This window comes from Streptomyces sp. ActVer (genome assembly GCF_027270795.1).
Classification (GTDB): Bacteria; Actinomycetota; Actinomycetes; order Streptomycetales; family Streptomycetaceae; genus Streptomyces; species Streptomyces umbrinus_A.
On sequence record NZ_JAPWHT010000016.1, the window covers coordinates 1 to 21,097 of the forward strand.

Below are 21,097 nucleotides of genomic sequence, written 5' to 3' on the forward strand. Positions count from 1 at the left end.
GCCCGGTGGGGCTATCCGCTGGTGACGTACGTGGCCGACGGCATCGAAAGCGCGATGGCACAGGCGAAGGCCGCAGCCGGGGACCGGAACGTCCTGGTGCACGGCGCGTACACGGCCCAACGGGCGCTCGCGGCCGGGGTACTGGACGAGGTGCAGATCCATCAGATCCCGGTGCTGCTCGGCGGCGGCCATCGACTGTTCGACGTCCTGCCGTCGCAGATCGAGTTGGAGATCGTCCAGGTGATCGACACACCGGAGGCGACCCACATCCGCTACCGCGTCCGACGCTGAGCCGATCGAGCAGCAGGGGTGGGGGTGTCGAACGCAGCGTGCGACGTCGGCATGTGGGTACCCGGACACTTCGCCCAACGAAGGACCGGGTGAAGGACCCAGTGAAGAACCCCATGAAGGAGGAGTCAATTCATGATGATCGTCGGTATCGTTGCCGTCTGCGTCGTACTGCTCGTGCTCGCGTTCCTGCTGCCCAGGCTGTCACGCCACCCCCAAAACGGAACGCAACGCACCCTCGGAGCCGGCGGTCAGGTCGCGGGCAAGGCGCCAGGTCCGCTGGGCAGGCTGCTGCGCAAACCCTTCAGCAGCAGCTCCCGAGCCGTCGGCCGCAGCGGCGCCGCCGGCCGTCGTACGCGGGGCCGGATGCCTTTCTGACCGGCCGTAGCGCTGCCGACTGATCGAGGATGGGTTCTCAAGTGCGGGCCTGACAACAAGGGATGTCGAGCCGGGACTGGAGCGCAGCGGTACGTCTGCTGCAAACACTGGACGAGGCGGAGCAGGTGTCATGGATCCGCTCCAGAGGCCGTGACACGGCGTGTCGCATGCGTCGGAGGGCGCGAACGCGCCCCCGCCCTGGCAGAACTCCATGAGTCTGCCAGGGCGGGCCGAACCACTACGGGTTCCCGTGCGAGCGGCTGGTCGTGGGCGCGGTCGCGATTACCGTCGGCTCCGCATGGTCGGTGGCGGGAGTCGGCGGTACGGGAAGGTGGTGGCCGGGGGAGGAGCGGGTCAGCGGGTGAAGGTGGCTCGGCGCTCCTTGAGCGCCTGGCAGTTGGAGCCGGTTATCTGCACGTACACGTTGTTGATGTGACCGCCCCAGTCGACGCAGTGGGCCTTGCCGTACACGTAGGCCGGACCCGCGTACGAGGTGTACCGCCCGTAGTCCTCCGCACCTTCATCGGTGTCGGGGACGTAGATCCAGGTGGACATGTCCACTGCGGTGCCGGGGTTGTTGCGGATGGTCGCGACGCAGTTCTCGCCGTTCGACGAGTTGTACGTCAGGTAGACGGTGCCCAACGAGCCGACGGGCGCCGAGTTCACGGTCTTGTAGCTGCTTCCGCAGACCTTCTGCGGTGTGGTGTTGGGTGCGGCGGAGGCGGGCGCCGCCAACGCGGTGGTGGCCCCCACTGACAGGGCTGCCAAAGCGGCGCCGGCCAGGACGGAACGGTTGAATCTCATATTTCCCCCTTGTGCTTCTTGCAGGCGTTTGCTCCTGCCTGGTGTGACACGCGGGGCATCCGAATGGTTGTGCACGGTTTCGCGCGAGAGCCCCGCATGTTGTCGTCGGGGCAGTTCGGGCCGAGGGGCGTGCTGTCGCCCGAACGCGCCCTGGGCGGCTGCCTGTTGAGCGGCATCGGTTCTCGGACTCCGCTACTGAGGTTTTCGGTTCGGGGCCTCGCGGGACCGGGATCAGGCCTCGGAGGTTCGTGGTCGTAGCCCTCCGGCAGCACGGCGCGGAGAACCAACGGCCACCGGCACCGGTCCGGTGACCCACCTCACACCCGGCTCCTGTCAGGAATCGCTGCGCTGTCCCGCTCAAGGGGCAAGCGATTCAGACAGGAGCCCACCATGAAGCACCGCATCCTCGTCCTCGGCGCCGGTTACGCCGGGGCCTTCGCCGCCGGGAGTCTTGCCCGCCGCCTCTCGCCCACCGACACCGAGATCACCGTCGTCAACGCCGAGCCGGTCTTCGCCGAGCGGATGCGCATGCACCAGCTCGCGGCGGGCCGGGAACTCGCGACCCGGCGGCTCGCCGACGTGTTCGCGGGCACCGGGGTACAGCTGCGCGTGGCGCGCGTCACCGCGGTGGATCCGGAGCGCAGGACCGTCGCCGTGACCGGCGAGGACGGTGACGGCGAGCTCGGATACGACACGCTGCTGTACACGCTCGGCAGCCGGGTCGCCGACCACGGTGTCCCTGGTGTGGCCGAGCACGCCTTCGACGTCGCGGGACGGCCGTCGGCGCTGCGGCTGCGCGCACGCCTGGACAGTCTGGGCGGAGTCGGCACCGTGCTGGTCGTCGGCGAGGGCCTGACCGGCATCGAAACCGCCGCCGAGATCGCCGAGTCGCGTCCAGGTCTTTCCGTGGCACTCGCCGCCCGTGGTGAGCTGGGAGCCTGGCTCTCCCCGGGGGCCCGGCTCCACCTGCGGGAGGCCTTCGACCGGCTGGGCATCACCGTCCACGAGCACGCCGGCGTCGAAGCCGTCGGGGCGACGGACGCGGTCGGTGCGGACGGCACCTCCTTCCCGGCCGACGCGACCGTGTGGACGGCCGGGTTCGCCGTCGGCCCCATCGCGGCCGCCGCCGGTCTCGAGGTCACCGAGGACGGCCGGATCGTCGTCGACGACACCATGCGCTCGGTCTCGCACCCGGACGTCTACGCCGCGGGCGACAGCGCGTACGCGATCGGCGACAACGGCCGGCCACTGCCGATGTCCTGCGCCTCGGCGGGCCATACCAACATGCAGGCGACGGACGCGATCGTGGGACGGCTGACCGGACGCCGGGTTTCGAGTGGCAAGAAGACCTACTTCGGCAACCACATCAGCCTCGGGCGGTACGACGCGATCTTTCAGATGGTCGATGGCGACGCACGGGCGAAGTCCTGGTTCGTGGGCGGCCGGAAAGCCGCGCGGTTGAAGGCGGGCGTCCTCAGGGGCAGCCTGTGGGCCACCTCGCACCCGACCTTCGGCATGCCGAAGCGCAAGCGCCGCCTGACCGCCACCACGACGGCTGCCGACACCACGGCCGTTGCCACCGCGCCCGAGAATGCTGCCGCATAAGGTCGTCTACATGGAGAGCACCGGCGCTCATCGCTTCGAGGCCGGCCGGGCACGGCTGGCCTCGCTCGCGTACCGTCTGCTCGGCTCGGCAGCCGACGCCGAGGACATCGTGCAGGACGCGTACCTGCGCTGGCACGCCGCCGACCGGGAACGGATCGAGGTGCCGGAGGCGTGGCTGACCAAAGTCGTCACCAACCTGTGCCTGGACCGGCTCCGCTCGGCACCGGTGCGCCGCGAACGCTCGGCCGGCGCCTGGATGCCCGAGCCGCTTCTCGACAGCGACCCGATGCTCGGCCCGGCCGACACCTTCGAGCAGCGCGAATCGGTGTCGCTCGCCGTCCTGACCCTGATGGAGCGACTCTCACCGGTCGAACGGGCCGTCTACGTCCTGCGCGAGGCATTTTCCTACCCCCACTCCGAGATCGCCGGGATCCTCGACATCTCGGAGTCCGCGAGCCAGCAGCACGTCCACCGGGCCCGGCGCCGGGTCGCAGCCGCGCGCCGTGGCGGCGGTGAGGTCGACCCGGCGTCCGCGCGCAAGGTCCTCGAGGAGTTCCTCGCCGCCGCGTCCTCGGGCCGAACCGAACGTCTGGTGGCGCTCCTCACCGACGACGCGACCGCGATCTCCGACGGCGCGGGACTCGCGAGGACGCTGTGGCGTTACGAGACCCCCGAGCGCATTGCCGCCATGATGCGGACCGCCTTCAAACCCACTCCCGCGAAGCGGCGCCTGGCCGGCGGCTCGCCCACGTTCCACATCGGGCAGATCAACGGCTGGCCCGCCGTGCTCGCCGCGCTCGAGGACCGGATCGTGGGCGCCGCGGCGTTCGAGATCAGGGACGGCAAGGTGGCGGCGCTGCACGGCTTCGCCGCCGCGGAACGGCTCGCCCGCCTCACCCGGATGTGGCGGCAGCACGAACCCGACGCGCCGGCCATCGGCCAATGGTGACCGGCGTCTCTGCCGCGTAATGCGCAGTTCCCAGTCCGGACTGGGAACTGCATCCGTTTGAGGCGGGTGCGGGCCAGTGCGGTGAGTTCATCGATGCTGCACGGAGCCAGCTTTCCCAGGCTGTTCTTCAGGTGGGCCCACACACCCTCGGCCGGGTTGAGGTCTGGCTGAGAAGGTCGGTGAGCACGGCACAGTGATCGGGGTCGATCGCGATGCGACCATGCTCGCCCAGGCACGTGAACGTGCAAGTGGCCTGCGAGGAGTGGAGGTTCGGGAGGGTGACGTGCACGCGCTTCCTGTCGAGTCGGGATCTGTGGACAGGGCCAAGATCGACCGGGTTCTGATGCACGTTGCTGAGCCTGGTGATGCTCTCGTCCAATTGCACCGTGTCACCCGGTCAGGTGCCCTGGTCGGTCTTGTCGAGCCCGACTGGGACACTTTGGTCGTCGATGCGGAGGATCTTCAGACCAGCCGTGCCTTCACTCGGTACACCACTGAGGAAGTGGTCCGCCACGCCACCATCGGACGCAGCCTCGGCAGGCTGAAGGCTCCTTCTACGCATCGTTCACCCTCATCACTGTGATCTGCTCTCGGTGACCCGAAAATCGGCGGCGGCAGCCACTAGAGCAGGCCAGTGGGACCGTTCAGGCCGGCGCTGACGCGGGCAAGCACGCTGGCGGCCAGTTCCTGCGGGGGTAGTTCGCCGTCCAGGAACACGGTGTCGCCGGGCAAGGTGTCGGCCGCGGTCGTGCACGGCTCGATCCTGTCTTTGCACCACTGTCGGACCTGTTCGTCCTTGGCGGGATCGTCGGGGGTGAAGCTCCGTCCGTCGATCCGCTTCACCAAGACTTCCGGCGGGACTTTGAGGAAGAAGTGGTGGGTGACGATGCCCGCGTCCTTGAGTGCGCCGAAGATCTCGCCGACATACCCGGGATTGACCAGCGTCATGGGCACCAGGACCGGGCGTTGATACTCCTGGACCAGACCCACGGCCAGGTCCGCGACCTGCCGCCGCCACAATCGCAGATCCTGGAAATCGCCGGTCGGCACCTCGACGATCTCGCGCAGCACATACCCGATCATCTCCGGGTCGTAGACCAGCGCCTCGGGCCAACGCGGACGCAGTTCATCCACCAGCGTGCTCTTCCCGCTGCCGAACGCACCGTTCACCCAGACGATCACACGCTTCTCCCACCTCATCGTCGGCGACCCGCGCCCTGGGCGCGGCCGTGTCCAAGACACCTCGCGACGCCAGGGTGGGGTCATTCGCAGTGACAGATCATGCCCGAGCGATCGCCAACTGGGGCCCAAACCCAATGAGATATGGGCTGGTTCGCGCTGTCGGTGCCACAGGTGCTGAGGTTCCGCCGGCGGCGAGCGGGTTCGTGGCGACGGCGGGCTGCAGCTGCCGTCCGCATCGTTCGGGGCGTCAGGCGCGACGGCTCACCTGGTCCGGCGGAGCCGGTGCCCGTCAGCTTTGGGTGACTTCCTCGGATGCTGCTCGGGCGAGGGTGTCCGCCACCGTTGTGCAGGCGAGCCGGGTCACGGAGCGCAGCTCGGCGTCCGAGGTGCCGGCACGGCTCAGGACGGCCAGCGACTGGTTGACGGCGACGACGAACGTGGCGAGCTCGTCGAGGGTACGGGCGTCGGCTTCTACCGCGCACTCGATGCGACCATCGCGCAGAACCAGAAGCGCCGGACCCGACGGCTGTCCCTCCCCGTCCTGGCGATCGGGGGAGCGGAGAACATGGGCACACCGGTCAGCGAAACGATGAAGCTCGCCGCCGATGACGTGGCGAGCCTTGTCCTCCCTGAGTGTGGCCACTATCCAGCCGAGGAAGTCCCAGAAGCAATGCTGGCCGCGCTGACCGCGTTCCTGGCCCCGTACCAGGACAAGCGGACCGCGGCAGACATACCCACGGCGGTCCGGGGGGCCCGAAGCTAGCCTGCGGTGCTCCAGGCACTGCTGACAACTCTCGTTGGAGACCCGCGTGTTCGGATCGAAGCACCCGGCCGGGCCGCGCAAGACCTCGTGGACACCGGGCCGGGCGAAGTGCAGTTCAGCGCCCCGTCGGGCCGGTCGCGCGGGCATATGCGGTGCGCGTGGGAACCGGGCTTGACGACAGGTCAGGGACGCCGGGTCAGGACAGGCCGGTCGAGCCCGGGACGCCGTACCACTTGCCGCCCTCCGACTTGTCGACGCAGAACGAGTACTCGATGTCGATGTTCTCGCCCGACGTGTCGAGCTCCAGGAGCAACGGCCCGCTGTTACTGCAGTGTTGAGTGTTCGCCTGGGCGGCAGGCCCGACGACGAGTGCGCCTCCGAAGGCCAGGGACGTGGTCGCGAACACTATGGAAACGCGCTTGAACTGACGTGCCATCAGGCACATACCCCCATGATCGTCGAACGGCCGGGTCGTTGCCGTACCCGGCCCGGAAGCTCCAAGTCAGGGCCGAGTGGATCTTCAGGCGAACCTTCAGCGTCAACCGTCACAAACTTGTCACCAGTGGTGCACAAGCCTCACTGCCGACTCCGGTGGTGGTGACGTACACGTGCCGGCTGTCAACCACGGGACGGCTTCTCCTGAGTCGACGCGCTGAACCGGGACCTGAAGCAGGCGGCCGCGGTCGGCGGACAACTCGCCGAGACGGTCGAAGTGGTGCGCGCGGCCGAGGAGTTCGGGGGCTGGGGCGCCGCCGTCCTCCTTTGCCAGGCCCCGCGGCCGCCGTAACTCAAGACCCTGGTGAAGGGCTCTCGGGATTATCGCAGCGCTGTTATATTAGCGCTGTGACAAATTCCGATCCCACGGCGCTGCCCGATCCATGGCAGTCACTGCACAAGCTGCTGGCCGCCATGGACGCAGAGATCGAGCAGGTCTACGTCGAGCGTGGCATCGAGGGGGTGCGGCCGCGGTTCGCCTATCCGCTGATCCGGCTTGCCCACACCGGGCCGCTGACCATCCGCGAGCTCGCGGAGTCGCTGGACCGCTCGCACTCCGCGATCAGTCAGACCGTCGCCGCCATGCGCAAGGAGGGCCTGGTCACCTCAGAGCCGGGCCCCGACGCCCGCACCCGGCGGATCGACCTGACCGAGCGCGGCCGGTCGCTGGTGCCGTTCCTGGAGGCCGAGTGGCGCGCCACGCACGCGACGGTCGCCGAGCTGGACGCAGAGATCCCGTACGCGCTGACCACCGTCGTCGAGGAGGTGCGCCGGGCGTTGGAGCACCGGTCCATGCGGCAGCGGATCCTCCACCACCTCGTCGAGCCAGCCGGATGAGACGGCGCGTCCGGTTCCTCGACACCCGTCCGCTGCGAAGCAGCCGACCGTTCCGCGACCTGTGGATCGGCACCTCGGCCTCCCAACTCGGAGGGCAGACAGCCACCGTGGCGGTGCTGGCCCAGGTGTGGGACCTGACCGGCAGCCCGGTGGGCACCGGCGCCATCGGGCTCGCCACCGGCCTGCCGATGGTGCTGTTCGGGCTGCTCGGTGGCACGTTGGCCGATTCAGTCGACCGTCGTGCGGTGGTGCGGGCCACCGCCGCGGGCCAACTGCTGGCCGCCGCAGGGTTGTTGGCCCAGGCTCTGGCGGACAACCGAAGCGTGCCGCTGCTCCTCGCCCTGGTCGCCATGGGTACCGCCTGCGGCGCGCTCGGCGCCCCTGCCCGGCGTACGTTCCCGGTCCGGCTGCTCCCCTCCGACCAGGTCGCGGCCGGTCTCGCGCTGACCAACGTCTCCTTCCAGGCGGCGATGCTGGCCGGGCCCGCGCTGGCCGGGCTGATCATCGCCCGCTGGGGCTTCCCGGCCGCGTACGCCGTACAAGCCGTGACCGTCGCGGTCTCGATGCTCGCGGTGATCCGCCTCCCGGCCATGAAGCCCGAGGGTGTCGACGCGAAGGGCGGCCGGCGTCGACCGGAACGCGGCGGCTGGGGGATCGTCCTGCGCCGTCCGACGCTGTGGGGCTCGATGGCCACCGACCTGTCCGCGACGTTGCTGGCCATGCCCATCGCACTCTTCCCGCTGGTCAACGAAATCCGCTTCGACGGCAACCCGCAGACCCTCGGCCTGTTCCTTTCGGCCGTCGCGGTCGGCGGGATCACAGCCGGTCTGCTCTCCGGCACGGTGACGCGCTGGCGTCGTGGCGGCCTGGTCCAGCTGACCGCGGCCGGCGTCTGGGGCGTGGCGCTGGCCTGCTTCGGTCTGGCCGGGCCGCTGTGGCTGGCGCTCGGCTGCCTGGCATTGGCGGGCGCCGCCGACACGGTGTCCGTGGTTACCCGCAGCGCACTGGTCCAGTTGGAGACCCCGGACGCGTACCGGGGACGCGTTTCCTCCGTGGAACACGTCATCGGTGTCGCGGGCCCCGAACTCGGCAACTTCCGAGGCGGCCTGCTGGCCTCGGCCACCTCCGCCTCCTTCTCCCTGGTCGCCGGAGGCCTGTCCGCCATCCTGGCGATTGCCGCTGTGGCCGCGACCAATGCTCCCCTCCGCGCCTACCGCACGCCGCCTGCCGCCGCGGGGCCACCCACCCGGGAGGTTGCCGACGCGGCGACGGCTGCTGGGTAGGTGTTCCAACCGTGTTCCAACGGCTTGCCCTCCGACTTCTCTACGAATCCGTCGGGCAGGTGGGCTGCTCAGTCCAGGCCGCCGAGCGCTTCGGAGCTTCATCGCTTCCGTGAGCGCGAGCGGGAGCGGTTGTGAGAGCGGTGGTGGGGATGGGGGTGCGGAACATGGTGCGGTTCGTGGACGTACCAGTAGCGGCCGAGGAGGGCGCCGCCGAAGACGACGAAGCCGACGCCGATGAGCCAGGACGTCACGATCAGTACGGTGCCGACGGAACCGTACGAGACCGCGTTGCTCACGATGAGCGGGGAGAAGACCAGGGACGAGAACAGGCGCAGGCCGCCCAGACCCACCACCGTGGCGATGGCGCCCGGCAGGAGGGCGCGCCAGGGGATGCGGCCGCCCAGCAGGAAACGCTGCCCCCACCAGAAGAAGAGGCAGCCGAGCAGCGTGGACATCCCGATCCGGCCCGATGAGCGCAGGGTTCCCGACCCGAGGACTGCCACGCTCTGCGCTTCGGCGAAGAGATACGCCGTCAGAACGACGAGCCACACCACGCGTCGCCATACGGTGTGCCAGCGTCCGGCCGCCAGGTCCCACACCTTTTCGTACCCCGTCTGGACACTGCCCGCGAACGTCACGCCGAAGAGCGCGAGCAGCACCACGCTCAGGACGCTGGTCGTGCTCAGGACCTTGCTCGGTGCGGCGAAGACGTCCTGTACGGCGTCGGCCGGGCGCCCGGACAGCCCCATGCCGTCGACGATCCACAGGGCGAAGCCGCGTTCCTGGATCGGGAGGGCCGCCGCGACCACGATCAGCAGCGGGGCGAGCGTCACCAGTCCCAGTGCGGCGAAGCCCATGGCCCGGTGCATCAGCTCCACTTCTTTGCCGCGCTGCCATACGCGCGTGCCCCGGTCGTGGAGGAAGTGTCCTAGTTCCGCCGAACGGTGCTTGCGGCTTTGGAGGTGCGTCCGGTTCTTGGCCCTGCCAGCGCTACTGCATCTGCCCGGTCGGCCGGGGGGCCGGGAATCCGGTGCCCCCGCAGAGTCCGGACGCCCCGTTGAGCCGGACGGCTCAGAGGGCTCGGACGGCTCAGACGAGTCCGACAGGCGGGGCATGTCCCGCGCTCCGCTCCAGTGCGAGGGAGTGACGACGGCTGCGAGGACCGCGAAGCTCGTGAGGGTGACGAGGGCTGCGAGAAACCTGCAGCAACGGTGGAACGACCCCGTGGCGCATACGTGGTCACCTCGTCCCGTGCTCCCGTTCCCATGCACCGCATGCCGACTCGCCCCCGCACCGGGCGGCCCCGTGCGTCACGAGTGCTGGTTCCAGCGTGCCCCGCCCCCTCCGGAAGCGCGACCGGCTCAGCGGCCTTGGTACCCGCCAGGCTCCGAACCCGTTGCGGGAAAACCGGCCGACCTCTCGTTCATCGCGGCATGGGCGTCGCTGCGCAGCTCGTCGGGTTCACGGCTGCTCGCGCATCGGGCAGGGCGCAACAGCGTGTGTCTGACCGGAACGTCAGGTGGCGGTGAGGGGCCTGTCCTCGGCGGGCATCGGTTCGTCCTGGAGAGGTTCGCGCAAGAAGGCGGAGAGCAGCATCGCGAGTACCGGCACTGTGGCGAGTACCGCGAGTGCGCCTCGGGGACCGTAGTGGGTCGCGATGAATGCCCAGCAGCGGCATGAACAGTCCGCCGGCGCTCATCGCGAGGCCGAGAGTGACGCCGGCAGCGGTCCCGGGCCGACTGGGCAGGTAGTCCTGGCCGAGCTTGATGAGGACGGCGAACGGGATGTTCGAGATCAGGCGGACCAGCAGCGCAAGTGGCAGCGCGACGTATTCGTCGTCGCAGACCAGCATGAGCCACAGGGCGGGCAGCATGGCCGCGTTGCCGATCTGCACGGTGCGCACCATGCCGAAGCGGTCTGCCAGCCGCCCGCCGAGCAGCGTGCCGGCCACACCACCCCCGAGTGCAAGTGCCAGGGCGAGACCACCGAGGCCGCTGCTCGCTTCCAGGTGGCGGATCCAGTACAGCGAAATGAAGGTGTTCAGTCCGGTCGAGATGGTGGACCGCACGATCTCGACGGCGGTCAGGGCCGCGAACCGGCCTGGCCGGTCCTTGCCCTGGCGCTGCACCGTCTTGACCGCCGTATCGGACGTGCGATTGTGGTGGCGCAGCAGGACGAAGCCCATGAGGACGGAAGGCGGGATGAAGAGCGCGGTCGCGCCCATCCCGAGGTTGTCCAGGGCCGGGGTGACCAGCGCCGGGGCGACGAAGAACCCCACGCTGCCGCCCGCGGCGAAGCAGCTCATCGCGGTGACACTGCCCCCGGCCGCACGGCGGGAGTGCCGGCGGGGGAGTCCCCGCGGGGGCGGACGGCCTTGAACCCGCTGGTTTCAGGCGACGACAGGGGGAGAAGTCCCCACCTCCGCAGCAGCGACCCCCTCGGCACGGCTCCGAGCCCCCGGTTGCCTCGCAGACCTGCCCCGTCCTAGGGTGAATGCGCTTTCATCTACATGCATGCATCAGGAGAGACGGGGGCCCGACCCATGAACGGCACCGCATCGTGAACACGATCCCCACGGTGTACGACGTGGCCGAACGCTCCGGCGTATCCATCGCCACGGTTTCCAGGGTGTACCGCAGCCCCGACTCCGTGCGTGCCGCCACCCGCGAACGGGTGCTGGCCGCGGCGGGAGAACTGGGATACGTGCCGAGCGGCAACGCCCGCGGTCTCGCCAGCCGTTCGACCGGCGTCCTCGGCCTGTGCTTCCCGGACTATTCCGACCCGGACACGCTCGGTGCCGAGGACGACGATGCCGCGATGCTCTACTCGGACCAGATCATCCGGGGCATGGAACGCGCGGCCCGCCGGCACGGATACGCGCTGCTGATCGCCGCCTCCCTCGAAGGTGGCCCGGAGAACCTCGTGGCCCAGGTGGCCGGCCGTGTGGACGGCTTCGCGGTGATGGCCCGCACGGTACCGACCGAGGAGCTCGAAGCGATCTCCAGGCGCCGACCGGTGGTGATGCTGGCCGGCCCCCGCGCGCAGGACCCCTCGCTCGACCACCTCGACCACGTCGAGGTCGCCAACGAGGACGGTCAGTACGAGCTGACCCGCCACCTCGTCCACGACCACGGGCTGCGCCGCCTCGCCTACGTGGGGCTCGTCGACGAGTCTCCGGACGTCGAGGCCCGGTTCCGCGGATTTCGCCGGGCCTGCAGCGAGGCCGGGATCGAGACTGCCGCCGCACCGGCACTGCGCATGCCGATGATGACCCAGGCCGAAGGCGCCCGGGCCGCTGACCTGCTGTGCGAGGGAAACGCCGACCGGCCCGAGGCGTTCGTGTTCGCCAACGACCAGATGGCGGTGGGCGCGCTCCAGGCGCTCGAACGCCGTGGTGTACGCGTGCCCGACGACGTGGTGGTGACCGGCTTCGACGGCATTCCGCTGAGCCGCCTGGTGCGCCCCGCCCTGACCACCGTGCGCCAGCCGATGGTGCGCATGGGGGAGGAGGCCGTCGACCTGCTCGTACGGAGGCTGACCGGACAGCCTCCGGAGGAGCCCGTCTCACTGATGCTGCCGGTCGGCGTGGTCCGCCGGGCGAGCTGCGGCTGCGACGAGACGTCGGCCCTTTCTACGACGACCGGCTGATCGCCGCCTCTCCGAAGGCCGGCGGCCCATCCGCCGGCGACCGACCGGCCGACTGACTCCCGGGCACGGGCTCACACTCGCCGCGTCTCGGCCGGGCTCGGCCCTGCATGCACGGAGAGGGAGGAGGCGGCCCTGGGACTCCCTCCCAGCACCGGATCCCGCACACGAAGCTCCCACCGAGACGCGCTACCTCGGCGCCGAACCTCTCACCGAGACGCGCTACCTCGCCGCCGAAGCCCTCACCGAGCCGCGAATACGTCGGCGCCAGTCCCGTGGCGCCCGCCATAGCCGCCCCCAGTCACGAATCCGTGGCAGGCGTACGGGACCCATCGCACGGTCGCGCCAGCAAAGACAACCCCGGCCACCGGTCATGCTGCAACCCTCCGAGGCCTCGCCCATCCGTCGGCAAAGAGAGCCCTGGAGCACAGATGCTTTCCCCGCGCACTGATCCGTTTTACGTTGCTCTCGCACAGGACCATCGCGGCCGACACTGTGTCGCCGGGCGGTGTGGGCCGCCCGACGGATGTCCCTCTCGTTACGGGAGTGTGACCTGGACCCCTCTTGCCAGGCTTGGAATCGCTGCAACAGAGTGATGTATGCGCTTACAGGCAGCGCATACATCACCGCTCAAGGAGGAGCCGCCCATGAATCGCGCCGTCGCAACCGGGTCGATCGCACTCACCCTGGCGTCTGCGCTCACCCTCACCGCCTGTGGCGGTTCGGGTGGCGCGGGCGTGGCAGCAGACGCCAAGCAGACCCTGACCGTGTGGGCGATGGGCACGGAGGGGGAGAAGCTCGGCGACGTCGCCAAGGAGTACGAGAAGTCGCACTCCAACATCAAGGTCAAGATCACCCCGATCGGCTGGGACGTGGCCCACCAGAAGCTGGTCGCCGCTGCCGCCGCCGGGAAGCTGCCCGACGTGATGCAGATGGGCGGGAGCTACCTGGGCGAGTTCGCCGACATGGGCGTCCTGGAGCCGGTCGACACCAAGACCTTCCGCGAGGGCGACTTCTTCCCCGCCGCCTGGCAGCAGGGTTCCTACGACGGCAAGACCTACGGCGTCCCCTGGTACGTCGACACCCGCGTGCTCTTCTACCGCACCGACCTCGCCGCCAAGGCAGGGATCAAGAAGGCCCCGGCCACCATGGCCGAACTGCAGAGCGCCGCCGAGGCCTACCAGAAGAAGGCCGACACCAAGTGGGGCCTGTCCATCCAGCCGGGCGGACTCGACACCGTACAGAGCTTCTACCAGTTCCTGTACTCCGCCGGCGGCGCCATCATCGACGACAACGGCAAGGCCGTCGTGAACTCCGACGCGGCCGTCAAGGCGCTGGAGAACTACGGCAGTTACTTCGACAAGGGCCTCAGCGAGAAGGCCGTGCGCCCCGGTTACGACGTCACCAAGGACTTCAACTCCGGTGCCGTACCCATGTTCTTCGGCGGCCCCTGGATCACCAACCTCCTCGACGAGAACTACCCCGACATCAAGGGCAAGTGGGCCGTCGCCCCCGTTCCCGCCGACGAGGCATCCGTGTCCATGGCCGGCGGATCCAGCCTGGCAGTGTCCGCCGACAGCGACCACAAGGCCGCAGCCAAGGAGCTCGTCTCCTACCTGACCGGTGCCAAGGGCCAGGCCGACTGGTTCGAGCGGACCAACGACCTGCCCGCCAACACGGCCGCCTGGAAGACCGGTGAACTCGCCACCGACCCCACCATGCAGGTGTGGCGGAAGCAGATGGACACCGCCCGTGCCACCCCCTCCCAGCCGAAGCTGACCGAGATCACCTCCAAGGTGGACACGGCCATCGAGTCGGTCACGCAGGGCAAGTCCTCCGCGAAGGCCGCGCTGGACAAGGCCCAGTCCGAGATCGAAGGCCTCGTGCAGTAGGAGAGCGTCCCCCTCATGTCCCTCACCACAGGACCGGCCGTCCCGCAGGCGGCTGTCGACAAGAGCCCCGACAGCGGCGGGAAATCCGGTCGCGCCGGCCGAGGCCGTCGCTCACTGAGCAAGCACAACCTGACCGGATGGCTGTTCTCCACGCCGTTCCTGGTGCTGTTCGGCGTCTTCATGCTCTTCCCGATCGTCGCCACGCTCCTGATGAGCTTCACCGACTTCGGCGCCCGCAACGTCACCCGCCCGCTGGAGGCGGAGTTCGTCGGCCTCGACAACTACACACAGCTCTTCCAGGACGACAAGTTCCTCAAGGCCCTGTTCAACACCGCCTACTTCGTGGTCGTCGGCGTCCCCGCGACCATCGTCCTGGGACTGCTGGCGGCGATCCTGCTGAACAACGGCATCGACCGGGCCCGTACGTTGTTCCGGGTCGGCTTCTACGCTCCGGTCGTCACGACCATCGTCGCCGTGGCCGTCGTCTGGCGCTTCGTGCTCGACCCCTCCGACGGGCTGATCGCCTCCCTCGCCTCCGAAGTGGGCCTGACAGCACCGGACTTCCTCGGCTCGGAGACCTGGGCCATGCCGTCCCTGATCACCATGGCCGTATGGCGCAACCTTGGCACTGTCATGGTGCTGTGCATCGCCGGCCTCCAGGCGATCCCGGCCGAGGTCCGCGAGGCGGCCCGCCTCGACGGCGCCGGTGCCTGGCAGGAACTGCGCGGCATCACCGTCCCGCTGCTGCGCCCCACCCTGCTGTACGCCACGGTCATCACCACCATCGGCTACCTCAACGTCTTCGAGGAGCCCTTCGTGATGACCCAGGGCGGCCCCTCCGACTCCACGCTGACCGTGTCGCTCGACATGTACCGCGAGGGCTTCAACTTCTTCCACATGGGCTACGCCAGCGCCATGGCGTACGTCCTGTTCGTCGTGATCATGGGCATCACGGTGCTCCAGCTCCGACTGCTGAAGGACAACACCCGATGACCGCCGACACGGCCACCAAGGCCCGCCCCCGCAGGCGCACCGGACGGGTGCGCACCCCGCTGCTCTACACGATCGCTACGGTCGCGCTGCTGCTGATGGCCGCCCCGTTCCTGTGGATGGCGCTGTCCGCGTTCAAGACGAAGCAGGACCTCACGGCGAGCCCGCCCGTGTGGATCCCCTCCCGGTGGACGCTGGACAACTTCACGGCCCTGCTCGACCAGCTCGACATGCCGCAGTACTTCCTCAACTCGCTGATCGTGGCCGTCCTGGTGACCGGCAGCAACCTGCTGTTCTGCTCCATGCTCGGCTACGCGCTGGCCAAGCTCGACTTCACCGGGCGCTCCAAGGTCTTCGCGCTCGTGCTCGCCGCCCTGATGGTCCCCGGCAACCTCATGATCCTGCCCCTGTACGTGCTGATGAACGGCCTCGGCCTGATCGACACGTACGCCGGACTCGTGCTGCCCTTCGCGGCCGGCGCGTTCGGGGTGTTCCTGATGCGCCAGTTCATGCTCTCCGTGCCCGACGAGCTGCTGGAGGCGGCGCGTCTCGACGGAGCGGGGGAGTGGTACATCTTCTGGCGGATCGTGATGCCGCTGGTCAAGCCCGCCCTCGCGACCCTGACGATCTTCACCTTCCTCGGCTCCTGGAACAACTTCATCTGGCCCTTGATCGCCACCAACGACCCGGACAAGTACACCCTGCCGGTGGCGTTGGCGACCTTCGCCAACGATCCCAACCGCACGGTCGGCGGCGGGAACGGCATGCTGATGGCCGGCTCTCTCCTCGTCGTACTGCCGGTCCTGGCCGTATTCGCCGTCCTGCAACGGCACTTCACCCAGGGCATCGCCACCGCGGGCCTCAAGTAGCCCCGACCGGGCACCTGTCCCGACCTCCCGGCCCCCCGGCTTCCGCCTCTCCCGGCCTCCGTGTCCGCCGGTCGCTCCGCCGACCCCCGGGCCGGGTCGCCGTGCCAACACCCCCACATCAGAAGGACAGAAACGGACGATGACGCACACCACCACCCGCTTCCCCGACGGCTTCCTGTGGGGCGCCTCCACCGCCGCCCACCAGATCGAGGGCAACAACGTCAACAGCGACTGGTGGCGCAAGGAGCACGACTCCGCGGCCGGCATCGCCGAACCCAGCCTGGACGCCTGTGACAGCTACCACCGCTGGGAGCAGGACATGGACCTGCTCGCCGAACTCGGCTTCACCGACTACCGGTTCAGTATCGAGTGGGCGCGCATCGAGCCGGTCCGCGGCATGTTCTCGTACGCCGAGATCGCGCACTACCGCCGCATGGTCGAAGGCGCCCTCGCCCGCGGTCTGCGCCCCATGGTGACCCTGCACCACTTCACCGTCCCGCAGTGGTTCGAGGACCTCGGCGGCTGGACCGCCGACGGCGCCGTCGACCTCTTCGTACGTTACGTCGATCGGTGCGCGCCCGTCATCGCCGACGGCGTGCGGCACGTGTGCACCATCAACGAACCGAACATGATCGCCGTCATGGCGGGAGCCGCGAAGGCCGGGGACAAGGGCTTCCCGCCCGCGGGTCTGCCCACGCCCGACGAGGAGACCACCCTCGCGGTGATCGCCGCGCACCAGGCGGCCGTCAAGACCATCCGTGCCCAGCACCCCGACGTCGAGGTCGGCTGGACCATCGCCAACCAGGTCTACCAGTCCCTGCCCGGCGCCGAGCAGGTCACCGCCGACTACCGGCACCCCCGCGAGGACGTCTTCATCGAGGCCGCCCGTGGTGACGACTGGATCGGCGTGCAGTCCTACACCCGCACCAAGATCGCCCCCGAGGGCCCTGTCCCGGCCCCCGACGACGTCGAACGCACCCTCACACAGTGGGAGTACTACCCGACCGCCGTCGGCCACGCCCTGCGCCACACCGCCGAGGTCATCGGCGACGACACACCCCTGATCGTCACCGAGAACGGCATCGCCACCGGAGACGACAGCCGTCGCGTCGACTACTACACCGGCGCCCTCGGCGCGGTCGCCGCCGCCATCGAGGACGGCCTGAACGTTCAGGGCTACCTTGCGTGGAGCGCCCTGGACAACTACGAATGGGGCTCCTTCAAGCCGACCTTCGGACTGATCGCCGTGGACCCGACCACTTTCGAGCGCACCGCGAAGCCGTCCGCCGTCTGGCTCGGCAGCCTGGGCCGGGACCGCGCCCTGCCGCGCACCGAGTCCTGACGCCCTCCCCAGAACCCGGGAGTCGGCCGGCCCCTGACACCGGCCGGCTCCCGTCCCCCACCGCACGCGTAACAACCCGCCGTTCCCACAACACAATCCGGCACCACCGCACCACTGCATGACCGCGCCATCGCGCCACCGCACCACGGACACGCACCCTTCCGCCTGCCTGCCCACAGCACAGGAGCCAGAGCCGCATGAACCGTCGTAGCTTCCTCACCGCCGCCGCAACCACTGCCGCGGCCACCTGCGCCACGTCCCTCACCGCCACCGCGGCCAACGCCGCCCCAGCCGTACGAACCGACGCGGAACGCCGTCTGCTGCGCGACTGGTTCGTCGCGACGCACCGCTCGATGGAGGCCATGACGACCGAACTCGGCCTGGCCGCCGACAAGATCGACGTCAGCGGGAGCGGTACGCCGGTGCCGTCCGCGCAGACCTCGCCGACCAACATCGGCTGCGGCCTGTGGTCCACCGTCGCGGCCGCCGGACTCGGGGTCATCTCCGCTGCCACCATGCGCAGTCGGCTGGCTCGCACGGTCGCCGCCGTGGAACGCCTGGAGCGCGCCCACGGCTTCTGGTTCAACTGGTATGACGCGCACGACGGTTCACTGCTGACGGCCTGGCCGGAGACCGGTGACCCCCTGCGTCCGTTCCTGTCCAGCGTCGACAACGCGTGGCTGGTGACCGGCCTGCGCATCGCCGCGCACGCCCACCCCGGCCTGCGCCCCCGTATCTCCGCTCTCCTCGCCGACGCCGACTGGTCGTACTACTACACGCCCTTCGATCCGGCCGACCCGGTCGCCGGCCCCGGACAACTGCGCGGCGGCTTCTGGCCGGACAAGCCGGGCAAGGGCGAACCCACCGGCCACCACTACGGCGCCCTCAACACCGAGCCCCGTATGGCCAGTTACCTCGGCATCGCCGACGGCTCACTGCCCACCGAGCACTACTGGCACCTGATGCGCACCCTGCTCCCGGGCATGGGCCAGGAACAGGAACCGCAGGGCGAGTACGTCGAGATCGACGGCGTACGCGTCTGGGAGGGCCACTACACCTACCGCGGCCGGAGACTCGTCCCCACCTGGGGCGGCTCCATGTTCGAGGCGTTGATGGTCCCGCTGTTCGTGCCCGAATCGGAGTGGTCCCCACGCTCCTGGGGCACCACACACCGACGTTACGTGCGCAGCCAGATCGAACACGGCCTGATCGAGGAGGAGTACGGCTACTGGGGCTTCTCACCGGCCTCGATTCCCGCCGGCGGCTACCGCGAGTACGGAGTCGACGCGATAGGCATGCAGGAGGACGGCTACAACTCCCTGGGTGTCGTCACCCCGCACGCCTCCTTCCTGGCCCTGCCCCAGGCCCCGGCCGAGGCCCTCTCCAACCTCCGCGCCCTCGACCGCACCTTCGGCACCTACGACGACCGCTACGGCTTCCGCGACTCCGTCGACGTCACCACCGGCCGCGTGAGCGACTACGTCCTCGCCCTCGACCAAGGCATGATCACCGCAGCCATCGCGCAACACCTGCAACCGGGCCTGCTCCAAGCACCGTTCCGCACGTCAGGCTTCCACACCCGGGTACGCCCGCTGCTCGGAAAGGAGCGGTTCTCCCTCTAGACGGGAGGGGCATCGCCGGGCCCCTGCAGGTCGGACTGCTCATGGTGGGGTCAGCTCCGCAGGACATCCTTCACGAACACGATGCCGTCGCTGTCCGCCAGGTGGGCCGGGTCGAACGTGGCGTAGCCGAACCAGGGGGAGACGCGGATTGGGGGGAGTGTGTCGCCGAGGGCGGTGGTCAGTTGTGGGGGGTTGATGACGTAGCGGTCGTCCGGGAGTTCGTAGAGGAGGCCTTCGAGGGTGTTCGGCGGTGGGGTGTCCACTCCCTGGTGGCGGATCGTGCCGAGGGCCGTGGCCACGAAGGCGTACTCCTTGCCGAGTTGGGCGCTCACCAGCGCGCCGGCGCTCCACCACTCAACCCGCCCCTGCCACATCTGCATGGAGCTCTTCTCCCGCTGGAGATGGGAGTTCTGGGCGTGGACGAGTGCTGGTCCCCGGGCGGCGACGGCCAGGAGGTTGTGGGACATCATCAGGTCCCGCAGCGCGCACAGCCGTGCCATGCGGGCGGGTGAGGTGTCGGCCATCCAGTGGTGGTAGCGCAGGAGGCCGGTCGCGGTGCGGCCGTACAGGCGTGCCCGGTCCAAGTCCTCCCGCGAGGTCGTCGTGATCAGGTGCGGTGTCTGTGCGTCCAGCAGTGCCACCAGATCGTCGGCGAGCAGCCGGAGCCGACCGGCATCGGCCGACTGCCCCATGGACTGGGACGGGTCCATCATCGCGGCGGGATCGGTCCACCGGTCGTCGGCGCCGAGCAGGTGGTCGAGTGTTTCCGCGGTGCAGGGGAGCAGATCCGTGTCCACCTGGGCCGTGAGGTAGGCGTGGAGTGCGGTGAGGGCCTGCCGGGGGCTCGCGGCGGCGGTGATCTCCAGCGGGCCGTCGAAACCGGCGAAGCGGACCTGCTCGGACGCGGGCCGGCCCTCGTTGTGGGCGCGCATCCAGCGCACGAGCTCGCGGTTGGCCGCGGACGCGCCCCAACCGTGGCTGAATCCGTGCTCCGTCGCATCGTCGAGCGTGCCTTTGCCCGAGGTGATGAAGTCGTCCACGACCAGGCCCATCATGCAGTCGCTCTCGATCGCGATCGTCCTGTAGCCCTCCTGCTCGACGAGCTGCCGGAAGAGTTCGTTGCGCAGGTCGAGCAGCGTGTCCTCGCCGTGGGTGGGCTCGCCCAGCGCGAGCAGGCGAGGGCGGGTCGGAAGCAGCCTCATGACTGCGGCAGCGTCGAAGGCGTGGACGGCGTCCTTGATGTCAGTAGCCATGCCTTCAACGGTATCGTTGAACCTCCGGTTGAAACTTTCGCGCGATATCGGCAGGGCCATGGGACGAAACCTTCAAAACGGTGAGCGGCTCAGGCCGGTTGACCTCGCGCGCGGGCACGGTCTGTCCACGCAGGCGGTCAGGAACTACGAGGAGGCCGGCATCCTTCCGGCCGCTGACCGCACACCGACCGGCTACCGCACCTATACCTCGCTGCACGCGGAGGCCCTGCGCGCGTTTCTTGCCCTGGTACCCGGCCACGGGCACCAGACGGCGACGTCGATCATGCGTGCCGTGAACCAGGGCGCGGTCGATGAGGCGTTCCGTCTCATCGACGAGAGCCACGCCCAGCTCCTCGACGACCGGCGCACTCTCCAGGCCGTGGAGAGTGCCCTCCGCGACCTGGAGCCCACCACGGGGTACGGGAGCGATGCGGCTGCTGGACCCGGAGCGAGTTCCGGGCCCGTCGACAGGTTCATCGGGCCGCTGGCGGAAGAGCTCGGGATTCGTCCCGCGACGCTGCGAAAATGGGAGCGCGCCGGGCTGATGTGCCCGCGCCGCGACGCGCTGACCGGATACCGCGTCTACGACGAGTCCGACGTACGGGATGCCCGGCTGGCCCACCAACTCAGGCGGGGCGGCTACCTGTTGGAGCAGATCGCCCCGCTGATCGCCCAGCTGCGGTCGGCCGGCGGGCTGGAGCCGTTGGAGGCCGCACTGTCCGACTGGCGAGGCCGGGTATCGGCCCGCGGGCGGGCCATGCTGACCGGGGCCGCCGAGCTGGAGGCGTACCTCCGCGAGCGCGGATGAGACTCCGGACCCGGCCGACGAGAACAAGAGCCGCCGGGCAGATCGGGGAGCCGTAACGAGTACTGCCGGAACGGGTACTGGCCGTGTGATGT

General features: G+C 69.3%; 21 protein-coding genes. 14 read left to right on the forward strand and 7 right to left on the reverse strand.

Annotated features, from left to right (window positions below; all coding sequences use genetic code 11):
- Together O3Q52_RS04645 and O3Q52_RS04650 are read left to right on the forward strand one after the other, a co-directional pair.
- Positions 1-291: dihydrofolate reductase family protein (locus O3Q52_RS04645; protein ID WP_269647497.1), on the forward strand; the 291-nt coding region annotated here is incomplete at its 5' end.
- 132 nt (positions 292-423) lie between these two features.
- Positions 424-666, forward strand: a complete 243-nt coding sequence (locus O3Q52_RS04650) for a DUF6411 family protein (protein ID WP_269647498.1) — start codon at positions 424-426, stop codon at positions 664-666.
- Between the two features lie 354 nt (positions 667-1,020).
- On the opposite strand, the gene O3Q52_RS04655 is transcribed toward O3Q52_RS04650, so the two are convergent.
- Positions 1,021-1,470: a spore-associated protein gene (locus O3Q52_RS04655; protein ID WP_269647499.1), complete on the reverse strand. Its 450-nt coding sequence runs from the start codon at positions 1,468-1,470 to the stop codon at positions 1,021-1,023.
- A 390-nt stretch (positions 1,471-1,860) separates the two neighbouring features.
- Here O3Q52_RS04655 and O3Q52_RS04660 point away from each other — a divergent pair, with 390 nt between their 5' ends.
- The 3 genes from O3Q52_RS04660 (at position 1,861) to O3Q52_RS04670 (ending at position 4,607) form a co-directional block, all read left to right on the forward strand.
- The gene (locus O3Q52_RS04660; protein WP_269647500.1) at positions 1,861-3,075 is read left to right on the forward strand and encodes an NAD(P)/FAD-dependent oxidoreductase; all 1,215 of its coding nucleotides are present in this window, start codon (positions 1,861-1,863) and stop codon (positions 3,073-3,075) included.
- 10 nt (positions 3,076-3,085) lie between these two features.
- Complete coding sequence (locus tag O3Q52_RS04665; RefSeq protein WP_269647501.1) at positions 3,086-4,024, forward strand: sigma-70 family RNA polymerase sigma factor; 939 nt, start codon at positions 3,086-3,088, stop codon at positions 4,022-4,024.
- A 220-nt stretch (positions 4,025-4,244) separates the two neighbouring features.
- Positions 4,245-4,607: a methyltransferase domain-containing protein gene (locus O3Q52_RS04670; RefSeq protein WP_269647543.1), complete on the forward strand. Its 363-nt coding sequence runs from the start codon at positions 4,245-4,247 to the stop codon at positions 4,605-4,607.
- Between the two features lie 38 nt (positions 4,608-4,645).
- Here O3Q52_RS04670 and O3Q52_RS04675 read toward each other — a convergent pair whose 3' ends face one another.
- From O3Q52_RS04675 to O3Q52_RS04685, 3 genes are all read right to left on the reverse strand, one after another.
- Positions 4,646-5,206: an AAA family ATPase gene (locus O3Q52_RS04675; protein WP_269647502.1), complete on the reverse strand. Its 561-nt coding sequence runs from the start codon at positions 5,204-5,206 to the stop codon at positions 4,646-4,648.
- Positions 5,207-5,495: 289 nt separating this feature from the next.
- Positions 5,496-5,849, reverse strand: a complete 354-nt coding sequence (locus O3Q52_RS04680; protein ID WP_269647503.1) for a hypothetical protein — start codon at positions 5,847-5,849, stop codon at positions 5,496-5,498.
- Between the two features lie 316 nt (positions 5,850-6,165).
- The gene (locus O3Q52_RS04685) at positions 6,166-6,405 is read right to left on the reverse strand and encodes a hypothetical protein (RefSeq protein WP_269647504.1); all 240 of its coding nucleotides are present in this window, start codon (positions 6,403-6,405) and stop codon (positions 6,166-6,168) included.
- A 407-nt stretch (positions 6,406-6,812) separates the two neighbouring features.
- Here O3Q52_RS04685 and O3Q52_RS04690 point away from each other — a divergent pair, with 407 nt between their 5' ends.
- Both O3Q52_RS04690 and O3Q52_RS04695 read left to right on the forward strand, forming a co-directional pair.
- On the forward strand, positions 6,813-7,301 hold the full coding sequence (locus O3Q52_RS04690) for a MarR family winged helix-turn-helix transcriptional regulator (RefSeq protein WP_269647505.1): 489 nt from the start codon (positions 6,813-6,815) through the stop codon (positions 7,299-7,301).
- Positions 7,298-8,584 (forward strand): MFS transporter, encoded by a 1,287-nt coding sequence (locus O3Q52_RS04695; protein ID WP_269647506.1) that lies wholly within the window; start codon positions 7,298-7,300, stop codon positions 8,582-8,584. The genes O3Q52_RS04690 and O3Q52_RS04695 overlap by 4 nt, the downstream gene beginning before the upstream one ends.
- 98 nt (positions 8,585-8,682) lie before the next feature.
- Here O3Q52_RS04695 and O3Q52_RS04700 read toward each other — a convergent pair whose 3' ends face one another.
- The gene (locus tag O3Q52_RS04700; RefSeq protein ID WP_269647507.1) at positions 8,683-9,453 is read right to left on the reverse strand and encodes a YhjD/YihY/BrkB family envelope integrity protein; all 771 of its coding nucleotides are present in this window, start codon (positions 9,451-9,453) and stop codon (positions 8,683-8,685) included.
- Positions 9,454-10,007: 554 nt separating this feature from the next.
- Entirely contained in the window at positions 10,008-10,889 is an 882-nt protein-coding gene (locus O3Q52_RS04705) for an MFS transporter (RefSeq protein WP_269647508.1), read from the reverse strand.
- A 254-nt stretch (positions 10,890-11,143) separates the two neighbouring features.
- On the opposite strand from O3Q52_RS04705, the gene O3Q52_RS04710 reads away from it, so the two are divergent.
- From O3Q52_RS04710 to O3Q52_RS04735, 6 genes are all read left to right on the forward strand, one after another.
- A complete protein-coding gene (locus O3Q52_RS04710; protein ID WP_269647509.1) occupies positions 11,144-12,232 on the forward strand; it encodes a LacI family DNA-binding transcriptional regulator in 1,089 nt (362 codons plus the stop codon).
- Between the two features lie 644 nt (positions 12,233-12,876).
- Positions 12,877-14,121: a sugar ABC transporter substrate-binding protein gene (locus O3Q52_RS04715; RefSeq protein ID WP_269647510.1), complete on the forward strand. Its 1,245-nt coding sequence runs from the start codon at positions 12,877-12,879 to the stop codon at positions 14,119-14,121.
- Positions 14,122-14,136: 15 nt separating this feature from the next.
- A complete protein-coding gene (locus tag O3Q52_RS04720) occupies positions 14,137-15,114 on the forward strand; it encodes a carbohydrate ABC transporter permease (protein ID WP_269647511.1) in 978 nt (325 codons plus the stop codon).
- The gene (locus tag O3Q52_RS04725) at positions 15,111-15,980 is read left to right on the forward strand and encodes a carbohydrate ABC transporter permease (protein WP_269647512.1); all 870 of its coding nucleotides are present in this window, start codon (positions 15,111-15,113) and stop codon (positions 15,978-15,980) included. Before O3Q52_RS04720 ends, O3Q52_RS04725 begins: the two co-directional genes overlap by 4 nt.
- 139 nt (positions 15,981-16,119) lie before the next feature.
- Positions 16,120-17,322 (forward strand): glycoside hydrolase family 1 protein, encoded by a 1,203-nt coding sequence (locus O3Q52_RS04730; protein WP_269647513.1) that lies wholly within the window; start codon positions 16,120-16,122, stop codon positions 17,320-17,322.
- Positions 17,323-17,519: 197 nt separating this feature from the next.
- Positions 17,520-18,944, forward strand: coding sequence for a glucoamylase family protein (locus O3Q52_RS04735; protein ID WP_269647514.1), 1,425 nt, complete (start codon positions 17,520-17,522; stop codon positions 18,942-18,944).
- A 50-nt stretch (positions 18,945-18,994) separates the two neighbouring features.
- Here the strand turns inward: O3Q52_RS04735 and O3Q52_RS04740 are convergent, their stop codons facing one another.
- Complete coding sequence (locus O3Q52_RS04740) at positions 18,995-20,197, reverse strand: erythromycin esterase family protein (protein WP_269647515.1); 1,203 nt, start codon at positions 20,195-20,197, stop codon at positions 18,995-18,997.
- A 58-nt stretch (positions 20,198-20,255) separates the two neighbouring features.
- Between O3Q52_RS04740 and O3Q52_RS04745 the strand changes: the two genes are divergently transcribed.
- Positions 20,256-21,005 (forward strand): TioE family transcriptional regulator, encoded by a 750-nt coding sequence (locus tag O3Q52_RS04745; RefSeq protein WP_269647516.1) that lies wholly within the window; start codon positions 20,256-20,258, stop codon positions 21,003-21,005.
- Positions 21,006-21,097 lie beyond the last annotated feature (92 nt).